14 protein-coding genes are annotated in these 17,759 nt (G+C 56.0%); 9 read left to right on the top strand and 5 right to left on the bottom strand.

What is annotated here, in order from left to right; genetic code table 11:
* Positions 1-3: 3 nt before the first annotated feature.
* Both ACYVGS_RS00205 and ACYVGS_RS00200 read right to left on the bottom strand, forming a co-directional pair.
* Positions 4-2,229, bottom strand: coding sequence for a TonB-dependent receptor (locus ACYVGS_RS00205; RefSeq protein WP_460586610.1), 2,226 nt, complete (start codon positions 2,227-2,229; stop codon positions 4-6).
* 326 nt (positions 2,230-2,555) lie between these two features.
* The gene (locus ACYVGS_RS00200; protein ID WP_460586609.1) at positions 2,556-3,251 is read right to left on the bottom strand and encodes a TetR/AcrR family transcriptional regulator; all 696 of its coding nucleotides are present in this window, start codon (positions 3,249-3,251) and stop codon (positions 2,556-2,558) included.
* Between the two features lie 245 nt (positions 3,252-3,496).
* On the opposite strand from ACYVGS_RS00200, the gene ACYVGS_RS00195 reads away from it, so the two are divergent.
* Genes ACYVGS_RS00195 through ACYVGS_RS00185 form a run of 3 tightly spaced genes read left to right on the top strand, consistent with a single transcriptional unit; the run spans position 3,497 to position 7,366 of the window.
* Positions 3,497-4,318: an enoyl-CoA hydratase/isomerase family protein gene (locus ACYVGS_RS00195; protein ID WP_460586608.1), complete on the top strand. Its 822-nt coding sequence runs from the start codon at positions 3,497-3,499 to the stop codon at positions 4,316-4,318.
* Between the two features lie 8 nt (positions 4,319-4,326).
* Positions 4,327-6,132, top strand: a complete 1,806-nt coding sequence (locus ACYVGS_RS00190; protein WP_460586607.1) for an acyclic terpene utilization AtuA family protein — start codon at positions 4,327-4,329, stop codon at positions 6,130-6,132.
* 37 nt (positions 6,133-6,169) lie between these two features.
* The gene (locus tag ACYVGS_RS00185) at positions 6,170-7,366 is read left to right on the top strand and encodes a CaiB/BaiF CoA transferase family protein (RefSeq protein WP_460586606.1); all 1,197 of its coding nucleotides are present in this window, start codon (positions 6,170-6,172) and stop codon (positions 7,364-7,366) included.
* Between the two features lie 53 nt (positions 7,367-7,419).
* On the opposite strand, the gene ACYVGS_RS00180 is transcribed toward ACYVGS_RS00185, so the two are convergent.
* Positions 7,420-8,421 (bottom strand): DNA-binding protein, encoded by a 1,002-nt coding sequence (locus tag ACYVGS_RS00180; protein ID WP_460586605.1) that lies wholly within the window; start codon positions 8,419-8,421, stop codon positions 7,420-7,422.
* Between the two features lie 283 nt (positions 8,422-8,704).
* Here ACYVGS_RS00180 and ACYVGS_RS00175 point away from each other — a divergent pair, with 283 nt between their 5' ends.
* The 4 genes from ACYVGS_RS00175 to ACYVGS_RS00160 all read left to right on the top strand — a co-directional run bounded on the left by ACYVGS_RS00175 (position 8,705) and on the right by ACYVGS_RS00160 (position 14,415).
* Entirely contained in the window at positions 8,705-9,961 is a 1,257-nt protein-coding gene (locus ACYVGS_RS00175) for a site-specific integrase (protein WP_460586604.1), read from the top strand.
* Positions 9,962-9,981: 20 nt separating this feature from the next.
* Positions 9,982-12,978 (top strand): Tn3 family transposase, encoded by a 2,997-nt coding sequence (locus ACYVGS_RS00170; protein ID WP_460586603.1) that lies wholly within the window; start codon positions 9,982-9,984, stop codon positions 12,976-12,978.
* 373 nt (positions 12,979-13,351) lie between these two features.
* The gene (locus ACYVGS_RS00165; protein WP_460586602.1) at positions 13,352-13,804 is read left to right on the top strand and encodes a hypothetical protein; all 453 of its coding nucleotides are present in this window, start codon (positions 13,352-13,354) and stop codon (positions 13,802-13,804) included.
* Entirely contained in the window at positions 13,801-14,415 is a 615-nt protein-coding gene (locus tag ACYVGS_RS00160; protein ID WP_460586601.1) for an AAA family ATPase, read from the top strand. Before ACYVGS_RS00165 ends, ACYVGS_RS00160 begins: the two co-directional genes overlap by 4 nt.
* A 118-nt stretch (positions 14,416-14,533) precedes the next feature.
* On the opposite strand, the gene ACYVGS_RS00155 is transcribed toward ACYVGS_RS00160, so the two are convergent.
* Complete coding sequence (locus ACYVGS_RS00155; RefSeq protein ID WP_460586600.1) at positions 14,534-14,926, bottom strand: hypothetical protein; 393 nt, start codon at positions 14,924-14,926, stop codon at positions 14,534-14,536.
* Positions 14,927-15,043: 117 nt separating this feature from the next.
* Positions 15,044-15,910 carry a phytanoyl-CoA dioxygenase family protein gene (locus ACYVGS_RS00150; protein ID WP_460586599.1) on the bottom strand — a complete coding sequence of 289 codons (867 nt, stop codon included), beginning with the start codon at positions 15,908-15,910 and terminating at the stop codon, positions 15,044-15,046.
* 188 nt (positions 15,911-16,098) lie between these two features.
* On the opposite strand from ACYVGS_RS00150, the gene ACYVGS_RS00145 reads away from it, so the two are divergent.
* Together ACYVGS_RS00145 and ACYVGS_RS00140 are read left to right on the top strand one after the other, a co-directional pair.
* On the top strand, positions 16,099-16,659 hold the full coding sequence (locus tag ACYVGS_RS00145; RefSeq protein ID WP_460586598.1) for a CDP-alcohol phosphatidyltransferase family protein: 561 nt from the start codon (positions 16,099-16,101) through the stop codon (positions 16,657-16,659).
* Positions 16,656-17,486: an endonuclease/exonuclease/phosphatase family protein gene (locus ACYVGS_RS00140; RefSeq protein WP_460586597.1), complete on the top strand. Its 831-nt coding sequence runs from the start codon at positions 16,656-16,658 to the stop codon at positions 17,484-17,486. The genes ACYVGS_RS00145 and ACYVGS_RS00140 overlap by 4 nt, the downstream gene beginning before the upstream one ends.
* Positions 17,487-17,759: the final 273 nt, after the last annotated feature.

Genomic DNA, 17,759 nt, shown 5'->3' with positions numbered 1-17,759 from the left:
CTATCAAAAGTAATAACTCACGGACACGCCAACAGTACGGGGCGGATTCAGGAAACCACCACCAGTGATGCTTCCTGGAGTAACGCCGTTCATAAAGTACTCCTCGTCAGAGAGATTTTTACCATATAGATTGACTTCCAGATCGCCGCCCAATAACGCCAGTGAAGCATTGGCGTTGACGATACCGAAGCTATCTACCGAACGAAGATTGGTTTCATTGATGAAGAAGTCATCGGTGTGGGAGTAGGAAGCTCTCAGCGTCAAGTTTCCGAAGTCTAGGGGCACGTCGTAAACCGTACTCAATGACCATGTCAGCTCCGGAGCGTTGGTAAGTTCCAGCTTCTTAGCCTGCTGGGGATCGGGGATGCCATCACCGGTGATATCAATATTGTATTCGTCGTAGGAAGCATCGGTATAGCCTGCGACAGCCATAATGACAAATGAATCGGTAACCGCAAATGTGGCGTCTAGCTCAAGTCCCTGTATGGTGGCCGAAGCTGCGTTATCGATGGTATTTTGAAGATCTCCGCTACTAGTAATTTGCGCAGCAGAGCGTTGTAGGTCCTCGTAGCTATTGTAGAAGTAAGCTAGATTGGCACGTACTTTCCCATCGGCGAAAGCGCCTTTCAGTCCAATTTCAAAAGCTTCTACTGACTCCTCATCATATGGGCCAATACCATCAGCCGCTGAGGAGGGGCGCAAATTAAAGCCACCACTCCTGAACCCTTTAGTGAAAGAGGCATAGATGTTGAGATCATCGTTGGGTTGCCAGCGAATTCCTACCTTTGGGGACAGTGTGCTGAAGCTGGCGTCATCTTTCAGTATAAAGTCGCACTCCGAAAAGGCTGGATTGCCGTTGCAACTACCAAAAGGCGCAACTTTTACATCCTTGGTTTCATAGCTGTATCGCGCACCAACAGTGGCGATCCAGTTGTTATTCAGATGGAAATCACCTTGGGCGAAAACTCCTAGCGTCGTCTGATCCTGAATACCCCTGCTCTGGCGATCACTAAATGAACTCACAGGAATCAGGCGTTGGTCGGAATATTCCATTTCCTGAGAGAAGTAGAACAAGCCGCTAGTCAGGTCGATTGTCTGAGTGATTGGACTGGAATAGACGAATTCCTGAGACCATTGCGATTGATCAAGGCCGCTTGCCTCGGACGTATGGAACAGGTGAGACGGTGAGCCATCGACATCCAGGGGGAAGTTCTGTTCGATTTCGCGGTAACCGGTTATCGATTTGAGAGTGCCTTCACCGACGTACCACACAGAATCAAGAACGGCGTTAGTCCACTCCGATTCTCCATTGCCAATGAAGTCGTTTGCAACCTCGAATTTTCCGAGCCGCCCGATGCCGTTAGCAAGCAAGCTACCGGTGACAGAATTGACTCTGTCCTGGTCTGCTTTAAGTGCCGGCGAGTCAAATTTTTGCTTACCGAACTCGGTTAGAAGCGTAAATTCCCAGTCATCGCTGGGGCGGAAGGTCAAGCTCGGTTTGATGACATTGGCTTCCAACTCACCTATTTCGGATTCTACATCGATACCCGCATCGGCTGCTAGATTATCGTAGTAACCCTCGTTTTCACGGTGAAGGACGGTTATCTTTCCGAGAAGTTTATCTTCAATCAATGAACCTGAAACCGAACCGCTGAATCCGTAGGTGCCATAGTTACCAACATCGACCTTGATGCGCCCTTCAAATTCCTCTGTTGGTCTCTTACTGTGGATTAACACCGCGCCACCTGTGACATTTCGACCAAACAGAGTGCCCTGTGGACCACGAAGTACTTCCATACTTTCGATATCGGACAACTCCAGTAACATGCCCCAACTGACGCCATAATATATTCCATCCACGAACAGTCCGACTGTTGGGTCGACAGAGGGAATAGAACTGATGGTGCCCATGCCGCGGATTGTAAAAGCAGCAGCACCGGGAACGGTGCCAACGCCTTTGAGCCTGACATTGGGCATCCGAAAGCTGATATCGGTCAGGTCGGTAGCGCCAACGGCTTCTATCTGGGCACCTGATACTGCGGATATAGCGACAGGTATATCCTGGATTTGCTCTGCGCTACTTTTTTTCTGGGCGTACACAGTGACTTCTTCAAGTAGTGCTGATAGCGCTCGCGGCGACGGCTCCTGGCTTTGAGCCAATGCCCCACTATTACCAAAGCCTATAGTGGCCAGCACGACGGAAGTGTAAATGTGACTGTGATGAAACATCTTATGCTCCTCCGGATAGACCCTGAATAGAAACTTCCAGTGCAGGGCGCACCGATAATTGATTATATTTAAACGCGGCGGGACGGCCATCTACAAAATGAGCATAACTCATTTATAGCTTTCGTAGCAAGCCCTATCGCGCATCGCCTGGAGGTTGGTTCTGTTTTATAAGTCACTTGCCTGTTCTTGTGAGGATGACGAGGTGGCTCACAATGATTTGGTCGCTGGTTCCGCCTCTGCCTGGGGGAGGGTGGTGTTAACTGAAACTAATTCTGGCTTGTAACTGGCGGTGTCTTTCTCTGATGGCTCGGATTACTGCCTAAAGCTCAATCTTCTTTATGAAGGAGTAGATTGAGCTTATCTTCAATGGATCTGAGTGCGTCCTTGTGATTATGCTTGCCTAATCCGTTATAGAGGACTTCAATCAGGTTATCGACATACTGATCGATCATTGCCTCGATTTCAGTCCTGCTGGATATGCTGTCGTAATGACTCATTGCGAAATGCTCGATCGCACCGAGGAGCATGTCTCGAAAAATGCGAAAGGAAATGTCGTCACGAAACTTCTCTTCATCTATAAGAGAATCGAAGATGCGCTTAAAAATAGCTAAGAATTGGCGGTTAAATTCGTCAAATCTGCTCCTTATATCTGAGCTCTTGTAGCGTGAGGTGAGGGCTATGCGCTTCACCAGACCCCACTCTTCCCATAGCTCCATGCAGCGAAAAAAAAGGAAGGCACGTAAGCGCTTTTCGGGGTCTTCATACCGGGCGACCAGCTCTTCGGACTGGCGTACTAACTCGCTGTAATGCATCTCCATAACCGCCAGCATAAGGCCTGCCTTGCTCTTAAAATTCAGAAATACCGTCCCCTCAGCGACGTTCGCCAGGTGGGCAATTTCAGACGTTTTCGCATCATCGTAATCGTTTTCTGAAAACACCTTTTTTGCTGCTGAAAGAATGGCTTTTCGATTTTCCACGGTACGTCGCTGAAGCTTCCGTTTGCCGCTGAATGTGTCGTTCATCGCGCTAGTTGTCCATTCCGCAAATTGTCAATTGGTTTCGCGTCTTGCCACTCACAGTACCGGGAGGTGCTGCGGTTGGGTCAGAGGCCTGTCAGTGTCTAGCTTTGACGTGAACGATACAAGTCAGATTCTTCAACAAGTCGAGGTGGAATGGCTTGACATTCGATATTTAAATGAGTAAAACTCATTTTAGTGAGCTGTTCAGGATTCGGTGCTCACAATAAATACAGACACAGAGGTGCAGCATGCATTGTCCAGAGTTAAATCATGTCAGACTCGAGCAAAATGGCCCGGTACTGACCATCACCCTAAATCGTCCAGAAGTGCGCAATGCCATCAATGCTGCGATGAGCGAAGAGTTGAATGAGGTGTTGCAGTTGCTGCACGGTACCGAAGAGATTCGCGTGGTTGTGCTTCGCGGCGCCGGCGGAAATTTCTGTGCTGGTGGCGATTTGGGCTCAATGGGCAAGATGAATCACGCGGGACAAAAGGACCGTGAGAGCATAGCTGCATTCAATGCGGGTTTCGGTCATATGCTGGGCCGCTGGATGAAACTGCCGCAGGTTGTCATCGCCTTCATTGAAGGTGGTGTAATGGGTGGCGGTGTCGGCTTGGCTTCCATCTCGGATGTCGCCATTGCCGCTCCAAGCGCTAAATTCAGCTTGACGGAAACTACTCTGGGGTTGCCGCCGTCACAGATCCTACCTTACGTCTACATGCGCACGGGCCTAACCCAGGCCCGCGCACTGGCCTTGACCGGTGCCAGGCTCAATGGTGAAGAGGCCTTGAATGTTGGCCTGGTTCACTACGCTGAAGATAGCGAGGAGGCAGCGAGATTTCGAGTGGCGCAATTGGTAAGGCGTAGCCTGAAAGCCGCGCCCAAGTCTAATGCATTCACCAAGGCCTTGCTGGTTGATATTGCCAAGGCAGACTTTACTGCACGCGCAGATGAGCTCGGAGCAGGTTTTGCTGACGTGCTGCTCGCCGAGGAAGCTAAAGAAGGGATTGCCTCGTTTTCGGAACGTAGAGCGCCGGCCTGGCACGTGGATATCGATTACCAAGCATAGGAGGGAACATGGCCGTTACTATCGGATGTGCTGCCGGCATGTGGGGGGACTCGAGTCACGCCACAGAACAGCTGCTGAGAACAAACAAACTGAACTATCTGGTTTTCGAAGCCCTCGCAGAAATAACAATGGCAATTCTTACACGGGCGCAGCAAAAATCGAGTGATCGGGGCTACGCGATCGACATTATCGATCCGGTAATCAGCCGTGCGTTACCAGAGATAAAACGTCAAGGAATCAAAGTGATTACAAATGCCGGTGGGGTCAATCCCAAGGCGGCAGCTAATGCGCTAAAAGAAATCGCTTTAAAACAGGGCATCGACCTGAAGATAGCTGTGGTGGAAGGCGACGATCTGCTACCATCATTGGGGCAGCTTCGGGACAGAAACATTACGGAGATGTTCAATGGTACCCCCCTGCCTGAGGACATCATTAGTTTCAACGCATATTTAGGTGCCTTTCCCATTGCTGAGGCATTGCGTGCCGATGCCGAGGTGGTGATTACTGGTCGATGCGTTGACAGCGCCCTGGCACTGGGGCCCCTTATTTATGAATTTGGTTGGCAGCCCTCCGACTACGACAAGCTGGCCCGAGGCAGTCTTGCAGGGCATTTACTTGAATGCACCAGCCAAGCCACAGGTGGCTTGATTACTGACTGGGCATCAGTACCCAGTTGGGTCGAAAGCGCATTTCCCATTGTCGAGTGTGAGAGTGACGGCAATTTTACCATCACTATCGCAGAAGGCACGGACGGGACGGTCAACACGAAAACGGTTACTGAACAGATTCTCTATGAAATCGGCGATCCCAGAGCATATCATCTGCCGGACGTTGTCTGCGATTTTAGTCAGGTAGCGGTCGAGCAGTTAGAGCGTGATCGGGTGCGTGTTACTTCAGCCACGGGCCGGGCACCAACGTCGTTCCTGAAGGCCTGCGCTCACCAACAGGAAGGTTATCGAATGTCGAGCATGTTTTTTATTGTCGGCCCGAATTCGAATCAGCGTGCACGGCGAGTCGGCGAACAGATGTTGGAGAGAGTTCGTCGGGCTCTAAAGAGAGACGGTTTTAGCGATTTCGAGAAATGTCTTGTTGAAGTGGTGGGTGCCGAGCAGTGCTACGGCCCCCATTCGCGAGTTGATAATTGCCGGGAAGTTCTGCTGAGAGTTAGTGTGCATCACATGGATAAGGCTGCACTCGTACTCGTAGCAAAGGAATTCCCCGCGGCTGGATTGTCTACGGCTCAGGGAATCAGCGGGGGAGGGATGGGTCGGCCTTCACCGACTCCCTATATTCGTCTGCACTCCTTTTTGGTAGAGAAATCTATGGTAGAAGCAAGAGTGTTTATCGAAGGGGAAGAGCTTTCGCTCCCAGGTCATGATCGCGCTCTGTGTGAAGAGAATATGTTTCCTGAAGATTGGATTCCCGAGTGTGCAGCGGTCACGCATACGCAAAACACGGTGAAAATGCCATTGATGGCGGTAGCATATGCTCGTAGTGGCGATAAAGGCGATGGCGCTAATATTGGCCTCGCAGCCCGACACGAGGATTTCTATCCTCTGCTGGTAAGCCAAATTACTGCCGACAAAGTGAAGCGATATTTTACCCACTTGGTCGAAGGCGAAGTCAAGCGCTATTTCCTGCCGAAACTGTATGCAGTTAACTATGTCATGACCGAAGCCTTGGGAGGGGGCGGAACGGCTTCATTGCGCTTTGACCCACAAGGCAAAGGCTATGGTGGTATGTTGCTGGATATGGAATTGGAAGTGCCGCTTTCTCTGATGGATCACCCCGATTTAGTTCACAATGTTAGCTGATCCCACTTTCCCGGTTTTACAAATAGGTAGGTAGTCAATGTATCAACTACTAAAAGGCGTCAAGGTTGTCGAGCTTGGCCATATCCTGCTGGGGCCCTACGCGACGCAGATGGCCGGTGACTTCGGCGCCCAGATAATTAAAGTGGAACCTTTGCAAGGTGACTATTACCGATCAGTAGGTATTAGCAGGCATCGTGGTATGGGGGCGCCATGGATGAATGTAAACCGTAATAAGCGAAGTGTCGCTGTCGATTTAAAGTCTGATGAGGGAAAAGATATATTGCGATCATTGTTAAAGGGAGCCAATGCTTTTGTTCATAATATGCGTCCTCAGGCCCTGGACCGTCTTGGATTTTCCTACGACGAAGTCAAGCGAATCAATCCAAACATTGTGTATTGCTTTTCTGCAGGCTACGGGCAGGATGGTCCGTATCGTGACAATCAGGGCTTTGATGATGTGATACAGGGATATTCTGGAATGGCGGGCGTTAGTATCACCTCGCTGGGAAAACCTTCGCTAATTCCCATTGCGATGGCCGATATTTGCGTCAGTCTCACTCTCGGCCAGGCACTGCTCGCGGGCCTCTATCAGCAGAGAAGTACCGGAGAGGGCGCTTATATCGAAGTGCCAATGTTTGAGACCGCAGCGAGCATCGTGCTCAATCAACATCTCAACGGACAGATGTTCGACCCTCCACTGGGTAGCTATGGCTACAAGCGTGTATTGACTCCCTATCGCCATCCCTCACCCACCAGAGACGGCTACATCATTCACGGTGTGTATAAATACTCTGATTGGCTTACTTTTCTAAAGCACCTAGGGCGCCAGGATCTATTGGATGAGCAATACCTGATAGATGAGGTCGCGTTGGCTAAAAATATCGACAAGCTCTACCACATCATGACAGAGGAAATTTTACCGCAGAAGACCACCGATGAGTGGGAGCAAGTTTTCGATCAGCTTGGCATTGCTTGTGCTCCGGTAAATACTTTAGAGGATCTTGAGAACGACGAACACCTCAATGCTGTCGGAATGTTTGAGCATTACCGGCACCCTAGTGAGGGTAAGCTTAAAGCGTTACGCTCTCCGGTTAACGTACATAATGTGGAAAAACTAGCCGATTTGCATCCCCCTAAGCTTGGTGAACACACATTGGAGATACTTGAACAAGCGGGTTTCAATCAGGAACAGATTGCGCGTCTGGTCAATGACCGGGTGGTACGCTCATCCTGAAAGTGAATCGCCTCGGCATTTCCGGTGACTCAGTTGTTTGAGCTCGGGATTTGCTATTCACGCTTTTGAGGTGCTAGCAATCTGTCGATGAACTCGTTTTTTACACTGAGCTCTGCTTCCAGTTTAGTAAATGCCTCTGTGAGTGATCGATGTTCGTGAGACAGTTTTTCATGGGCGTCGGCTTCTGATTCATTGTGAGAGTGTAACGCATTTAGTTCATCACGAAGCTCGTGATTTTCTCTGATAGCCGCTTCTTGCGCGACGTCAACTGCCTCAGACTTTGCTTCAAGATCGTGAATGGTATTTTCCGCCCTTTGAAACTCCTTCTGTGCTGCACTGCGCTCGGCAACCAGGCGCCCATTGTCTTGGTTGAGGGACAGAATCTCCGATTGCTTGATCGACAAGGTCTGGTTCAGCTGACGGATCTCGGCCTGCAATTGTTGAACCTGGTGTTCATGCTGGCGGGTGGTCTGCTCACGTTGTTCTTTGGCCGATTGGCGGTAGTGTGCCAGGGCCTCGCGGGCATGGACGTGCTTTTCTTCCAGGGAGGAGACTTGTTGGCGCAGCTCCTCGACCCGGACTTCATACTCCTTTGCTAATTGCCGGGCGGATTGGACCTCTTGTAGCTGGGCCTCAGACTGATCGCGCAATGCCTGAATGTCCGCCCGAGCCGTCTCCAGGTCGGCCTGTTTTGCAGCTAATGTTTGCTCTGCGGCCTGCAGGGCATCGACTTGTTGCGCGTATCGCGCCTCCCAGTCCGCAATAGCTTCCGCATGGCGCTCACTCGTCTCATCGATTTTCTCCTGGGCTTCTTGCTGCAATCGAGCGGCCAGCCGGCCGATGAGGTCTTTGATGGGCTCGCTCAACAGCGCGACATCATCCAGCCGACTGGCATCACCTTCTTCCAATTCTTTGAGATAGCGATGGATGGTCGATTTGGAGCCGGTATTGCCCAGCTCGACTCGCACAGCGTCGATGGAGGGGTGCTGGCCGCGGGCCAGCAGGGCCGCGCGGGCCTTCTCCACCAATGCTCGATTAATGCCGCCGCGGGCCATGGGCAATCTCCGTCGATTTCGTAGTGTGGTATGTATTATGTATATACGTATCTGAATGAGTCGTCAAATTGGCGAAACATTGTTTAATATACACATGTAATAATCCCGATTTATCCCTTGTGAGGGCCGTCGAGGTGCCTATAATGGTCCTCACACGGTACGATGCCGCCATCGGCGGCGACTGAGGCGATTCGATGGGCCGACCGGCAACCCGTACACGGTATGTACTTCCTCCGGAACCAGGCGGGGCGGTGGTGCGGTCGTCAACTTGCCGGGGCGGCCTATGAGCGCCATCGACCGCTATGTCCACGCGGCCACCCGCGACAACACCCGGCGCAGCTACCGCTCGGCGATCACCCATTTTGAAGTGAGCTGGGGCGGGTTCCTGCCGGCCACCCCGGATAGCGTTGCCCGCTACCTCGCGGACCACGCCGGGACCCTGTCGGTGGCGACGTTGCGGCAGCGCCTGGCGGCCCTGGCCCGCTGGCACCGGGACCAGGGCTTTACCGACCCGACCCAGGCGCCGGTCGTGCGGGCGGTCCTGAAGGGCATCCGCGAGGAACACCCACAGACCGTCCGCCAGGCTCGCCCCCTGCAGCTCGACCAGCTGCGGGCCATTGACCAATGGCTGACCCGGGCGATTGCGGAAGCCTCTACCGCGGGACCGCAGCGGCTGGCGGCCCTGTACCGTAACCGCGCGCTGATCCTGCTCGGCTTCTGGCGGGCCTTTCGCAGTGATGAACTGTGTCGCCTGCAGATCGAGGATCTGTCGATCACACCGGGCGCCGGCATGGCGTTGTTTCTGCGGCGCAGCAAGGGGGATCGGCAAGCCAAAGGCCGCACGGTCAAGGTGCCGGCGCTGCAGCAATGCTGCCCGGTGGCGGCCTGCCAGGACTGGTTAGCGCATACCGGCCTGGCGCGCGGGCCGCTGTTCCGACGCGTCGATCGCTGGGGGCATATCGGCGACCACGGCTTGAATCCCAACAGCCTGATCCCGCTGTTGCGCCAGGTCATGCAGGCGGCGGGGTTGGAGGAGGTCGAGGCCTTTTCCAGCCACTCTCTGCGGCGCGGCTTCGCTACCTGGGCCCATGCCAGCGGCTGGGACCTCAAAGCCCTGATGACCTATGTGGGGTGGCGCGATGTCCAGTCGGCGTTGCGTTATGTGGAATCGGCTTCGCCTTTCGAGCACGCGCTCCAGCAAATCCCGGATGCATCTGGCCTGGGGCAACCCCTGCTGGGTGCCCCCGACACCGAGCCCGTCTTGACCCTCCAGGTGTACCTTGAACTGGCGCCGCACCGCCCCCGCAGTCGGAAGCACCACCGGGCGCGTGAAATCATTGAGACGCACTGTCTCACACCCTTGGGCATGGAGCGCGGTGCCGATGGCGACTATCGTATCCAGCTGCTCGCCGCAACCGAGGAAGTGCAAGATGAGCGACTGTACGACCTGCTGGAGGAGATCCACCACCTCGCCGAGGACCAAAACTGCTGGGTCGAGGCCCACATCACCGATCCAGTGTCGGGGCGGGTCTGGGATTGAAGCGGTAATCTGACAGTCCTGTGCCTGCCATCCAGGACACTGCCTATCCACGCTTCCGCTCCGACATTCCAGTGGAGGAACTGGCCGCTGCGTACACACCCACTACCGCGGAGCGGCGATGGGCCGACAAGCGGGTCAAACATCCCCGGCAGCGGTATTACCTGCTGCTCCACTTGAAGGTCTACCAGAAACTCGGCTATGTGATCCCGACCGACCAAATCCCTGAATCCCTATGTGAATTGGTGGCCGAAGCGATCTCGCTGACCCAATCGCCCTCCAAGCGCGAGGTAAAGGCATTCGACAGCAGCAGTACCCGCCGGCGACATGCCGCCTGGATACGCGACTATCGAGGAACTCGGCTGCTGGCGGATTCGGATCGTCAGTGGCTGAGCATTATCGCGGTCAAAGCTGCAGAATCTAGGGATATTCTCGCCGACATTATCAATATCCTCCTGGAAGAACTCGTGCGTCACCGCTTCGAGCTGCCGCCGTTTTCGGTACTGGTCAAGGCCGCTCGAACCGCACGCAAGCAACTCAACGACCACTGTTTCCAAAGCATTGGAGCTGAACTCACCCCAGAAGGCCAAGCGCAAATTGATGAGCTATTGGCCTCCACATCTGCCGTCCTCAGCGGCTGGCAGCGACTGAAGCGGGAGCCCCGAAAACCCACCAATAAAGAAGTACGGGGTTATCTGCAGCACCTGAAATGGCTCAAGGGCATGGCACTGGCCCTGCCCGGCACGCAGAGTGTACCCGACACCAAGCGCCGACAATTTACGCATGAAGCACGGGCGCTGAACCTTGCCCAGATGCGCCGTCTGCCGCGGCAAAAGCGATATGCACTCGCGGTGATCTTCATCCGCGCCCAATATGCACAAGCGCTGGATGATACTGCGGAACTGCTGGTTCGTATGATGCAGCAGGTGGAAAACACCGCGCAGCTACATCTACGGGAGTACCAGCTTGCCCATCAGGACCGCGCCGATCGCCTGGTCGGCGAATTGAAAGCGGTCTTGCAAGTCCTGGAGACGGAGCCCGGCTCGGTCGACGCGATTCGGGCCGCGCTTAGCGACGAGCATCAACACTTGCTGGTGGCCTGCGAGGAACACCTGGCCTACGCCGGCAACAACTACTTGCCCTTCATGTTGCAGCCGTTTCGGGCAAAGCGCAGCTTACTGTACAACTGCCTGTCCATCCTGGAACTGCACAGTACATCCAATGACACCGTGTCGGTGGAGCTACTGGATTTCCTCCAACACCAGCGACGGAGAAAGGAGGCTACCATCAGCCTGGCGACCGAAGCACCCGATCTCGCGCAACAGCTCGTCGATGCCAAATGGCCGCCAGAAAAATGGCGCCGCCTGGTGTTTGTCGACAGTCAATTATCCGTTGTGGACCGGAAATACTTTGAGCTCGCGGTGTTCACGCTTGTGAAGCAGGAACTGCGGTCCGGTGATCTCGCTGTCCGGCACAGCGAACGCTATGACGACTACCGTGAGCAACTGGTCGATCAGGACACGTTCGAAGCCGAGCTTCCGCAGTATGGCCAGGAAGTAGAGTTGCCGGTGGAATCCCAGCTGCTCTGCCGCCACCTGAAGGAACAACTGACACAAACCAGTCGGTCGGTGGATAGCACCTTTCCGGACAATAGCGAAGTAGCACTTGTCGAGGGGCGTTTGAGGATCAAACGCGCCAAAGCCATGGCACTGCCGTCAGACTGGCAGGCGCTGGATGACCAGATCACCCAGCGCCTGGGCAAAACCAGTATCCTCGACGTGCTGGTGGATACTGAGCGATGGCTGGACCTGCATAAAGGCTTCGGGCCACTATCCGGACACCAGCAGCGGCTGGACGACGCCCAGATGCGGTTTATTGCCACGGTGTTCTGCTATGGCTGTAATCTCGGGCCATCCCAGACCGCCGACTCTATCAAGCAATTGAGCCGCCGACAGGTCGCGTGGCTCAACCTGAGCCACGTCACCGCAGACCGCTTGGGCCGCGCCATCGTCAAAGTCATTAACGCCTACAAAAAATACGAACTGCCGGCGTACTGGGGCACCGGCCGACATGCGGCCGCTGACGGGACCAAATGGAACCTGTATGAACAAAACCTGCTGAGCGAGTACCACCTGCGATATGGCAGCTACGGCGGTATTGGCTACTACCATGTCTCCGATACCTATATCGCACTGTTCAGCCATTTCATCCCCTGTGGGGTCCACGAAGCCGTCTACATCCTGGATGGTCTACTGAAAAATGAAAGCGATATCCAGCCGGACACGGTGCACGGGGACACCCAGGCACAAAGCTACCCGGTGTTTGCCCTGGCGTATTTGCTGGGTATCAAACTGATGCCGCGGATACGGAACATCAAGGACTTACGCTTTTTTCGGCCAGACCGACGATTTCGGTATGATCACATCGACCCCCTATTCAGTGGCCAAATCGACTGGAAACTCATCGAGCGTCATGTCCCGGACATGCTTCGGGTGGCGGTATCGATCAAGCTTGGCAGGATATCCGCTTCCACCATTCTACGGCGCCTGGGTACTTATAGCCGGAAAAACAAACTGTACTTTGCCTTCAAGGAGCTGGGGAAGGTCGTTCGGACCATGTTCCTATTGGAATATATCAATGACGCACACATGCGCCGGACTATTCACTCAGCGACCAATAAGAATGAACAGTTCAATGGTTTTACCAAATGGTGCTTCTTCGGCGGAGAAGGGGTGATCACCGCCAACCTGCAACATGAGCAGCAGAAGGTGGTGAAGTACAACCACCTGGTGGCGAATCTACTAATCTTGCATAACGTCGCGTCCCTGACACGGGTGTTGCGGGAAATGGCGGACGAGGGACTGCCGATCACCGAAGAAGTATTGAAGACGTTGTCGCCGTACCGAACCAGCCACATCAACCGCTTCGGAGACTATACCCTGAACCTGTCGCGGCAGGTGATACAGCCGCGCTATAATCTCGATTTCGATTTTAAAAACAGTGAGTTAGGCGATTTCTGAGCGAATTTTACGTTTTGGTTGCCAGCCCTCGTACAGACCCGTCATTACGAAATGATCTGGAACGGCGCGGTGTCATCGCTTCATCGGATCACGGCCTGACACAGGAGCACATCAAAGTGCCTGACTCCGGAAGATCGGGCGACCGATGGGTCTCTACGATGAAATGATTGCGGGGCACGCTCGCAAGGGCTGATCGTTGTTACGAATAACTTGAAGCAATTTGAAAAGGCGCCAGACATACGCTTGGCAAACTGGGTGAAGTGATTTGGTGGGGTCGCAAAACCCCACCACCAATAGTGGCAGTTGTGCCACTAAAGCCGATTCCGGCAGAGTGGGCTATAATGGATCGTCAGGCATTGCGCCAGGAGGGGTTATGAGCTCAGAAGCAGTGAAAGTAGCGGGCAACAGCCCCGAAGAGCAGAAAGCATTCCGCAGGCAGCGAGAGGTGGTTAAAGAACTGGATTGGCTTGAGCCTGCAGCACTGCTTCGAACCAAGGGCGGTAGTGAGTTTGGTCGTCAGATTGAGGACGCTATCGACGAAATGAATCGCGATACCGGTGTCGTGCGCCTCAAACTGCGCAAACGGGATGCTGCAGTCGTGCTCACCATTTCTCATTACGAAGAGCTACTCAAGCTGAAGCAGGAATACAATGAACTGCTGATGCAGGTGAAAGAGCAGGCAATTTCCCGGGCCAGCGACGAGTACGACGCCTTGTACCAGCGCATCACCTCACAGGCCTCACGCCGTGCCTCTGATGCCCTGTTTTCGGCCGACAGTGAGGATCTGAGGCAATCCTACAAGCCCGGGCGGACAGAAAACGCGTGATCACGGTCATCGCTGGCGTAAACGGTGCAGGTAAGAGCTCCGTGGCAGGCGCCTACCTCCGTCAACAGGGGGCTGACTACTTCAATCCGGACGAAATCTCCCAGCAGCTACGCGCTGAAAACCCTCAGCTGTCAAAGACCAAGGCCGACGCCGAGGCCTGGCAAACAGGGTACAGGCTATTATTACGCGCGATCGAAGAGGGGCGAGACTATATCTTCGAAACCACCCTTGGCGGCAGCACCATCTGTGAGACCCTGCACCAGGCGATCGACCAAGGAGGCCAGGTAAGAGTCTTTTTTGTTGGACTGGAATCCTCGGATTTGCATGTCGCACGAGTAGCTGCACGAGTTAGCAGGGGTGGTCACCGAATCCCAGAGGACAAGATTCGGCAGCGCTGGGTCACGGCAATACACAATCTCATGGGCCTGATCCCACGCTGTGCGGCTGTGACCGTGTTTGATAACTCTGCGCAAGATACCGGGGAAGGCCCATTTCCAGTTTGTCTGTTTTCCCTTCAAGAGGGACAGTTCAGCAGGCCCCCTGTAGATCCGATGCCAGACTGGGCGAAGCCTCTGGCGGTGGTAGCCATGAAGCATGTAAGTCGCGTTTGACGACACCGATGCACAATTTAACATAATATACATTATGCGCACTTATGGATTTACCCACAGATCTCTTACTGGCCTGCTCTGTGTCGATAGGCAATCAGGCAATCAGGCAATCAGGCAATCAGGGACGATACTGCTGGTTGAACTGGTCGCGTGCTCGCATTTTCTGGTTAACACACTCAACCGCATGCCGCTCCGAGCGCGGGTTCAGACATTCGGGTGGATCTTGATAGTAGGCTGACCACGCGGCACGCTTTGCCGATTCAGCCGCGGCTTTTCGTGCCTGCTCTTGTCGCTGCGCCCGTGCCTGAGCAAGTTTCTGAGCTTCGATCTGCAGCCTGCGGCGCTCGGCAATCTGTCGGGCGTGCTCGGCTTCCTGCTGGGAAATCTCGAGCGTTTCTGTAATGGCCTTGGCACCCTGATGCACCAGAAATGCCGTCAAGGCCCAGCCACTCAAAGTAAGCAGACTGAATGCAAGCACCAAGGCCAATGTCATCTGCAAAACGAGCTTCACGCCGCAACCTCCCCCTGAAAGCCCGCAAAACTATAGGCAGCGATTTCAGCGGATGTAAAACAGCCGCTGCGAAAGTGTGAAACGGGTCCTGAAACCCTGGCGGGGGCCAGCGACGCCTCAGTTCCGCGCCCAAAGCACCCCCTCGCGCAGCAATTCCTGCGGATTGCGCAGCTCCAGCATGCCCAGATAGCCGCCCTGGTCGGCAATCGCGTCGTGGACGCCGTAACCCAGCAGCCGCTGGGCCCGCGGCGAGAGTTCCCGCGCCTGCCACGGCGGCACCGCCAGCAGGTTGTTTTCCTCCGTGCGCAGCCAGCCCAGGGAGTAGCTTAGATGAAACCCGGTGCGCCACTGGTCCGCGGTGCTGTTGGTGCCGCCGGCGTGAATGGTCGATCCCAGGTAAATCACCGCGGAGCCCGCGGGCATCTCGGCGTAGACCAGCTCCTCGGGCCTTGCCTCGCGTTCCCGAGGCCAGCGATGACTCCCGGGTACCAGCGCGGTGGCGCCGTTCTCGCGGGTGAAGTCCACCAGTGCCACCACCGACGCCAGCTGTAACTCCGGGTGCGGCCGGGGCACATGGATCCAGATGTCCTCGTCCCGGTGCAGCATCTGCTGCGGCGCGCCGGGCCCGCGGTCCATGACATGGGCGAGATTCAGCAGATAATCCGCGCAGTTCGGCAGCAGAAAGTGATCGCAGAGTGACAGGAACAGCGGGTGGCACATCACCTCCTCGGCAAACAGCTGCGATTTGCCGGCCATGCCGCTGATATGCCGCACCCGGTCGCCGAAAAACGCGCCAATCACCGGGTTCAGATGCTCCATCGCCGGGTCGGCGGCGTCCAGCAGTGGCTGGAGGTCGGCGCCCAGGCGGGTCCGCAGGGGCTTATCCAGCAGGCCGTGAACGATCACGGCGCCCTGCTCTTCCAGACTTTGCACAATCTCCGAAATACTGTCGGACGCCTCAAACGCCCTCAATGCTGCTGCCATGGTGCTTCCTCTCTCTTATTGTTCTCGCGATGACGGGCGCGGGAGCGCCACCGCTGCCAGCATAAGAGAGCTACCTGCCCCGGGCAAACACCTGCCCTGGCAATCCGGCGGGGGCGGTGCCTGATCTGCCCATGCGAATCACACGACAAGGGGGGCTTCGGCCCCCTTTTTGCCTTTATACTGGCAGCATGAACCTGTTGCGCAACCTGCCCAATCTGCTCACCGGCCTGCGCCTGCTGCTGGCCCTGCCGGTCGCCTGGGTAATCCTCGAGGAGCGCTACGACCAGGCCCTGCTGCTGGCGGCGGTGGCCGGTATCAGCGACGCACTCGACGGTTTCCTGGCCCGGCGTCTGCAGGCGGAATCGCGCCTGGGCGCCCTCCTCGACCCCATCGCCGACAAACTGCTGATCCTCGCGGTCTTCGTCAGCGCCGCGGTGGTGGGGCTGCTGCCCTGGTGGCTCACCGGCCTGGTGATCCTGCGCGACCTGGTCATCGTCGGCGGCGCCCTCGCCTACCGCCTGTTGATCGGCCCCCTGCAGATCACCCCGACCTTGCTCAGCAAGGCCAACATGGCGCTGCAGATCGGCTTCCTGGTGCTGCTGCTGGCCGGCGCCCTGCTGGGCGGGCTGCCGGTGGCGCTGCTGCAGCTGCTGATGGCAGTGGTCGCCGGCATGGCCCTGGGCAGCGGCCTGCAATACGTGCTGCTGTGGAGCCGCAAGGCGCGCCTGGCCGGACGGAGGGGCGCATGACCGCGACGGCAAACGCCCGGGCAATGCAGGCCGCACCGGCGCCCCAGCGCGAGCTGCGGGTGCTGACCTACAACATCCACAAGGGCTACTGCACCGGCAACCGGCGCTTTGTGCTGGACGCGATTCGCGAGCGCATCCAGGAAACCGGCGCCGACATCGTGTTCCTGCAGGAGGTCCACGGCACCGCGGTGAAGAGCGCCGCCAAGCGCCGGCGCTTCTCCTACCCCGACCAGCCCCACTTCGAGTACCTGGCGGATCAGGTCTGGCCGCACTACGCCTACGCCCGCAACGCCATCTACCGGAAGGGCGACCACGGCAACGCCATTCTCAGCAACTACCCCTTCCTCGACTGGGAGAACATCGACGTCTCGATTTTCCCGCGCTCCAGCCGCAGCATTCTCCACGGGGTGATCCAGCTGCCGCACCTGAACACCCGGCTGCACACCCTCTGTGTCCACCTGGGGCTGCTGGAGCAGGAGCGGCGCGAGCAACTGCAGACCCTGGCCCAGCGCATCGAGGACCACGTGCCCCACCACGAGCCGATGATCCTGGCCGGGGACTTCAACGACTGGCGCCGCCGCGCCGAGCATCACCTGCAGAGCAGCCTGGAGATGCGCGAGCTCTTCGTCACCCTGCAGGGCCGCCACGCCCGCACCTTCCCGGTCTGGGCACCGCTTTTCCCGGTGGACCGGATCTACTTCCGCGGCCTGACTCCGCTTGCCTGCGAGCGCCTGGGCAAGGGGCATTGGCGCGATCTCTCGGACCATGCGGCGCTGCTGGGGCGCTTTGCGTTGGATGGATCCCTGGGTCAACCAGGACTGGATTAAGCCGGGGACAAGCAGCCGGGCGCGTATCCACCCGGCATACAGCCTGACAGACATCACATTTCGCCACGGCCGTGCCTGACAGCGCGGCGGTGAAGCGCTATGCTCGAGAAAATTAGAACAGGGGGCGATCCGAAGCGGCGGATATCGTATTCGGCCAACAGTCCTCTTTTGGCTGCAAGGGGACACCCGTGACAACAAGAAAATGCCTCACGGGGGTCCTAGGGATTTTGCCTCCAAATACTGCAAAAACCTCCGAAGCCCCCGTGTTTGCTA

Source organism: Haliea atlantica, from assembly GCF_054779855.1.
Note: the sequence above shows the minus strand (reverse complement) of the source record. Positions and strands in the feature narration are given on the sequence as shown.

Excerpts from the sequence above, each read along its gene's own strand:
- ACYVGS_RS00205 (WP_460586610.1), bottom strand. The coding sequence starts at position 2,229 with ATGTTTCATCACAGTCACATTTACACTTCCGTCGTGCTGGCCACTATA.
- ACYVGS_RS00200 (WP_460586609.1), bottom strand. The coding sequence starts at position 3,251 with ATGAACGACACATTCAGCGGCAAACGGAAGCTTCAGCGACGTACCGTG.
- ACYVGS_RS00195 (WP_460586608.1), top strand. The coding sequence starts at position 3,497 with ATGCATTGTCCAGAGTTAAATCATGTCAGACTCGAGCAAAATGGCCCG.
- ACYVGS_RS00190 (WP_460586607.1), top strand. The coding sequence starts at position 4,327 with ATGGCCGTTACTATCGGATGTGCTGCCGGCATGTGGGGGGACTCGAGT.
- ACYVGS_RS00185 (WP_460586606.1), top strand. The coding sequence starts at position 6,170 with ATGTATCAACTACTAAAAGGCGTCAAGGTTGTCGAGCTTGGCCATATC.
- ACYVGS_RS00180 (WP_460586605.1), bottom strand. The coding sequence starts at position 8,421 with ATGGCCCGCGGCGGCATTAATCGAGCATTGGTGGAGAAGGCCCGCGCG.
- ACYVGS_RS00175 (WP_460586604.1), top strand. The coding sequence starts at position 8,705 with ATGAGCGCCATCGACCGCTATGTCCACGCGGCCACCCGCGACAACACC.
- ACYVGS_RS00165 (WP_460586602.1), top strand. The coding sequence starts at position 13,352 with ATGAGCTCAGAAGCAGTGAAAGTAGCGGGCAACAGCCCCGAAGAGCAG.
- ACYVGS_RS00150 (WP_460586599.1), bottom strand. The coding sequence starts at position 15,910 with ATGGCAGCAGCATTGAGGGCGTTTGAGGCGTCCGACAGTATTTCGGAG.
- ACYVGS_RS00145 (WP_460586598.1), top strand. The coding sequence starts at position 16,099 with ATGAACCTGTTGCGCAACCTGCCCAATCTGCTCACCGGCCTGCGCCTG.
- ACYVGS_RS00140 (WP_460586597.1), top strand. The coding sequence starts at position 16,656 with ATGACCGCGACGGCAAACGCCCGGGCAATGCAGGCCGCACCGGCGCCC.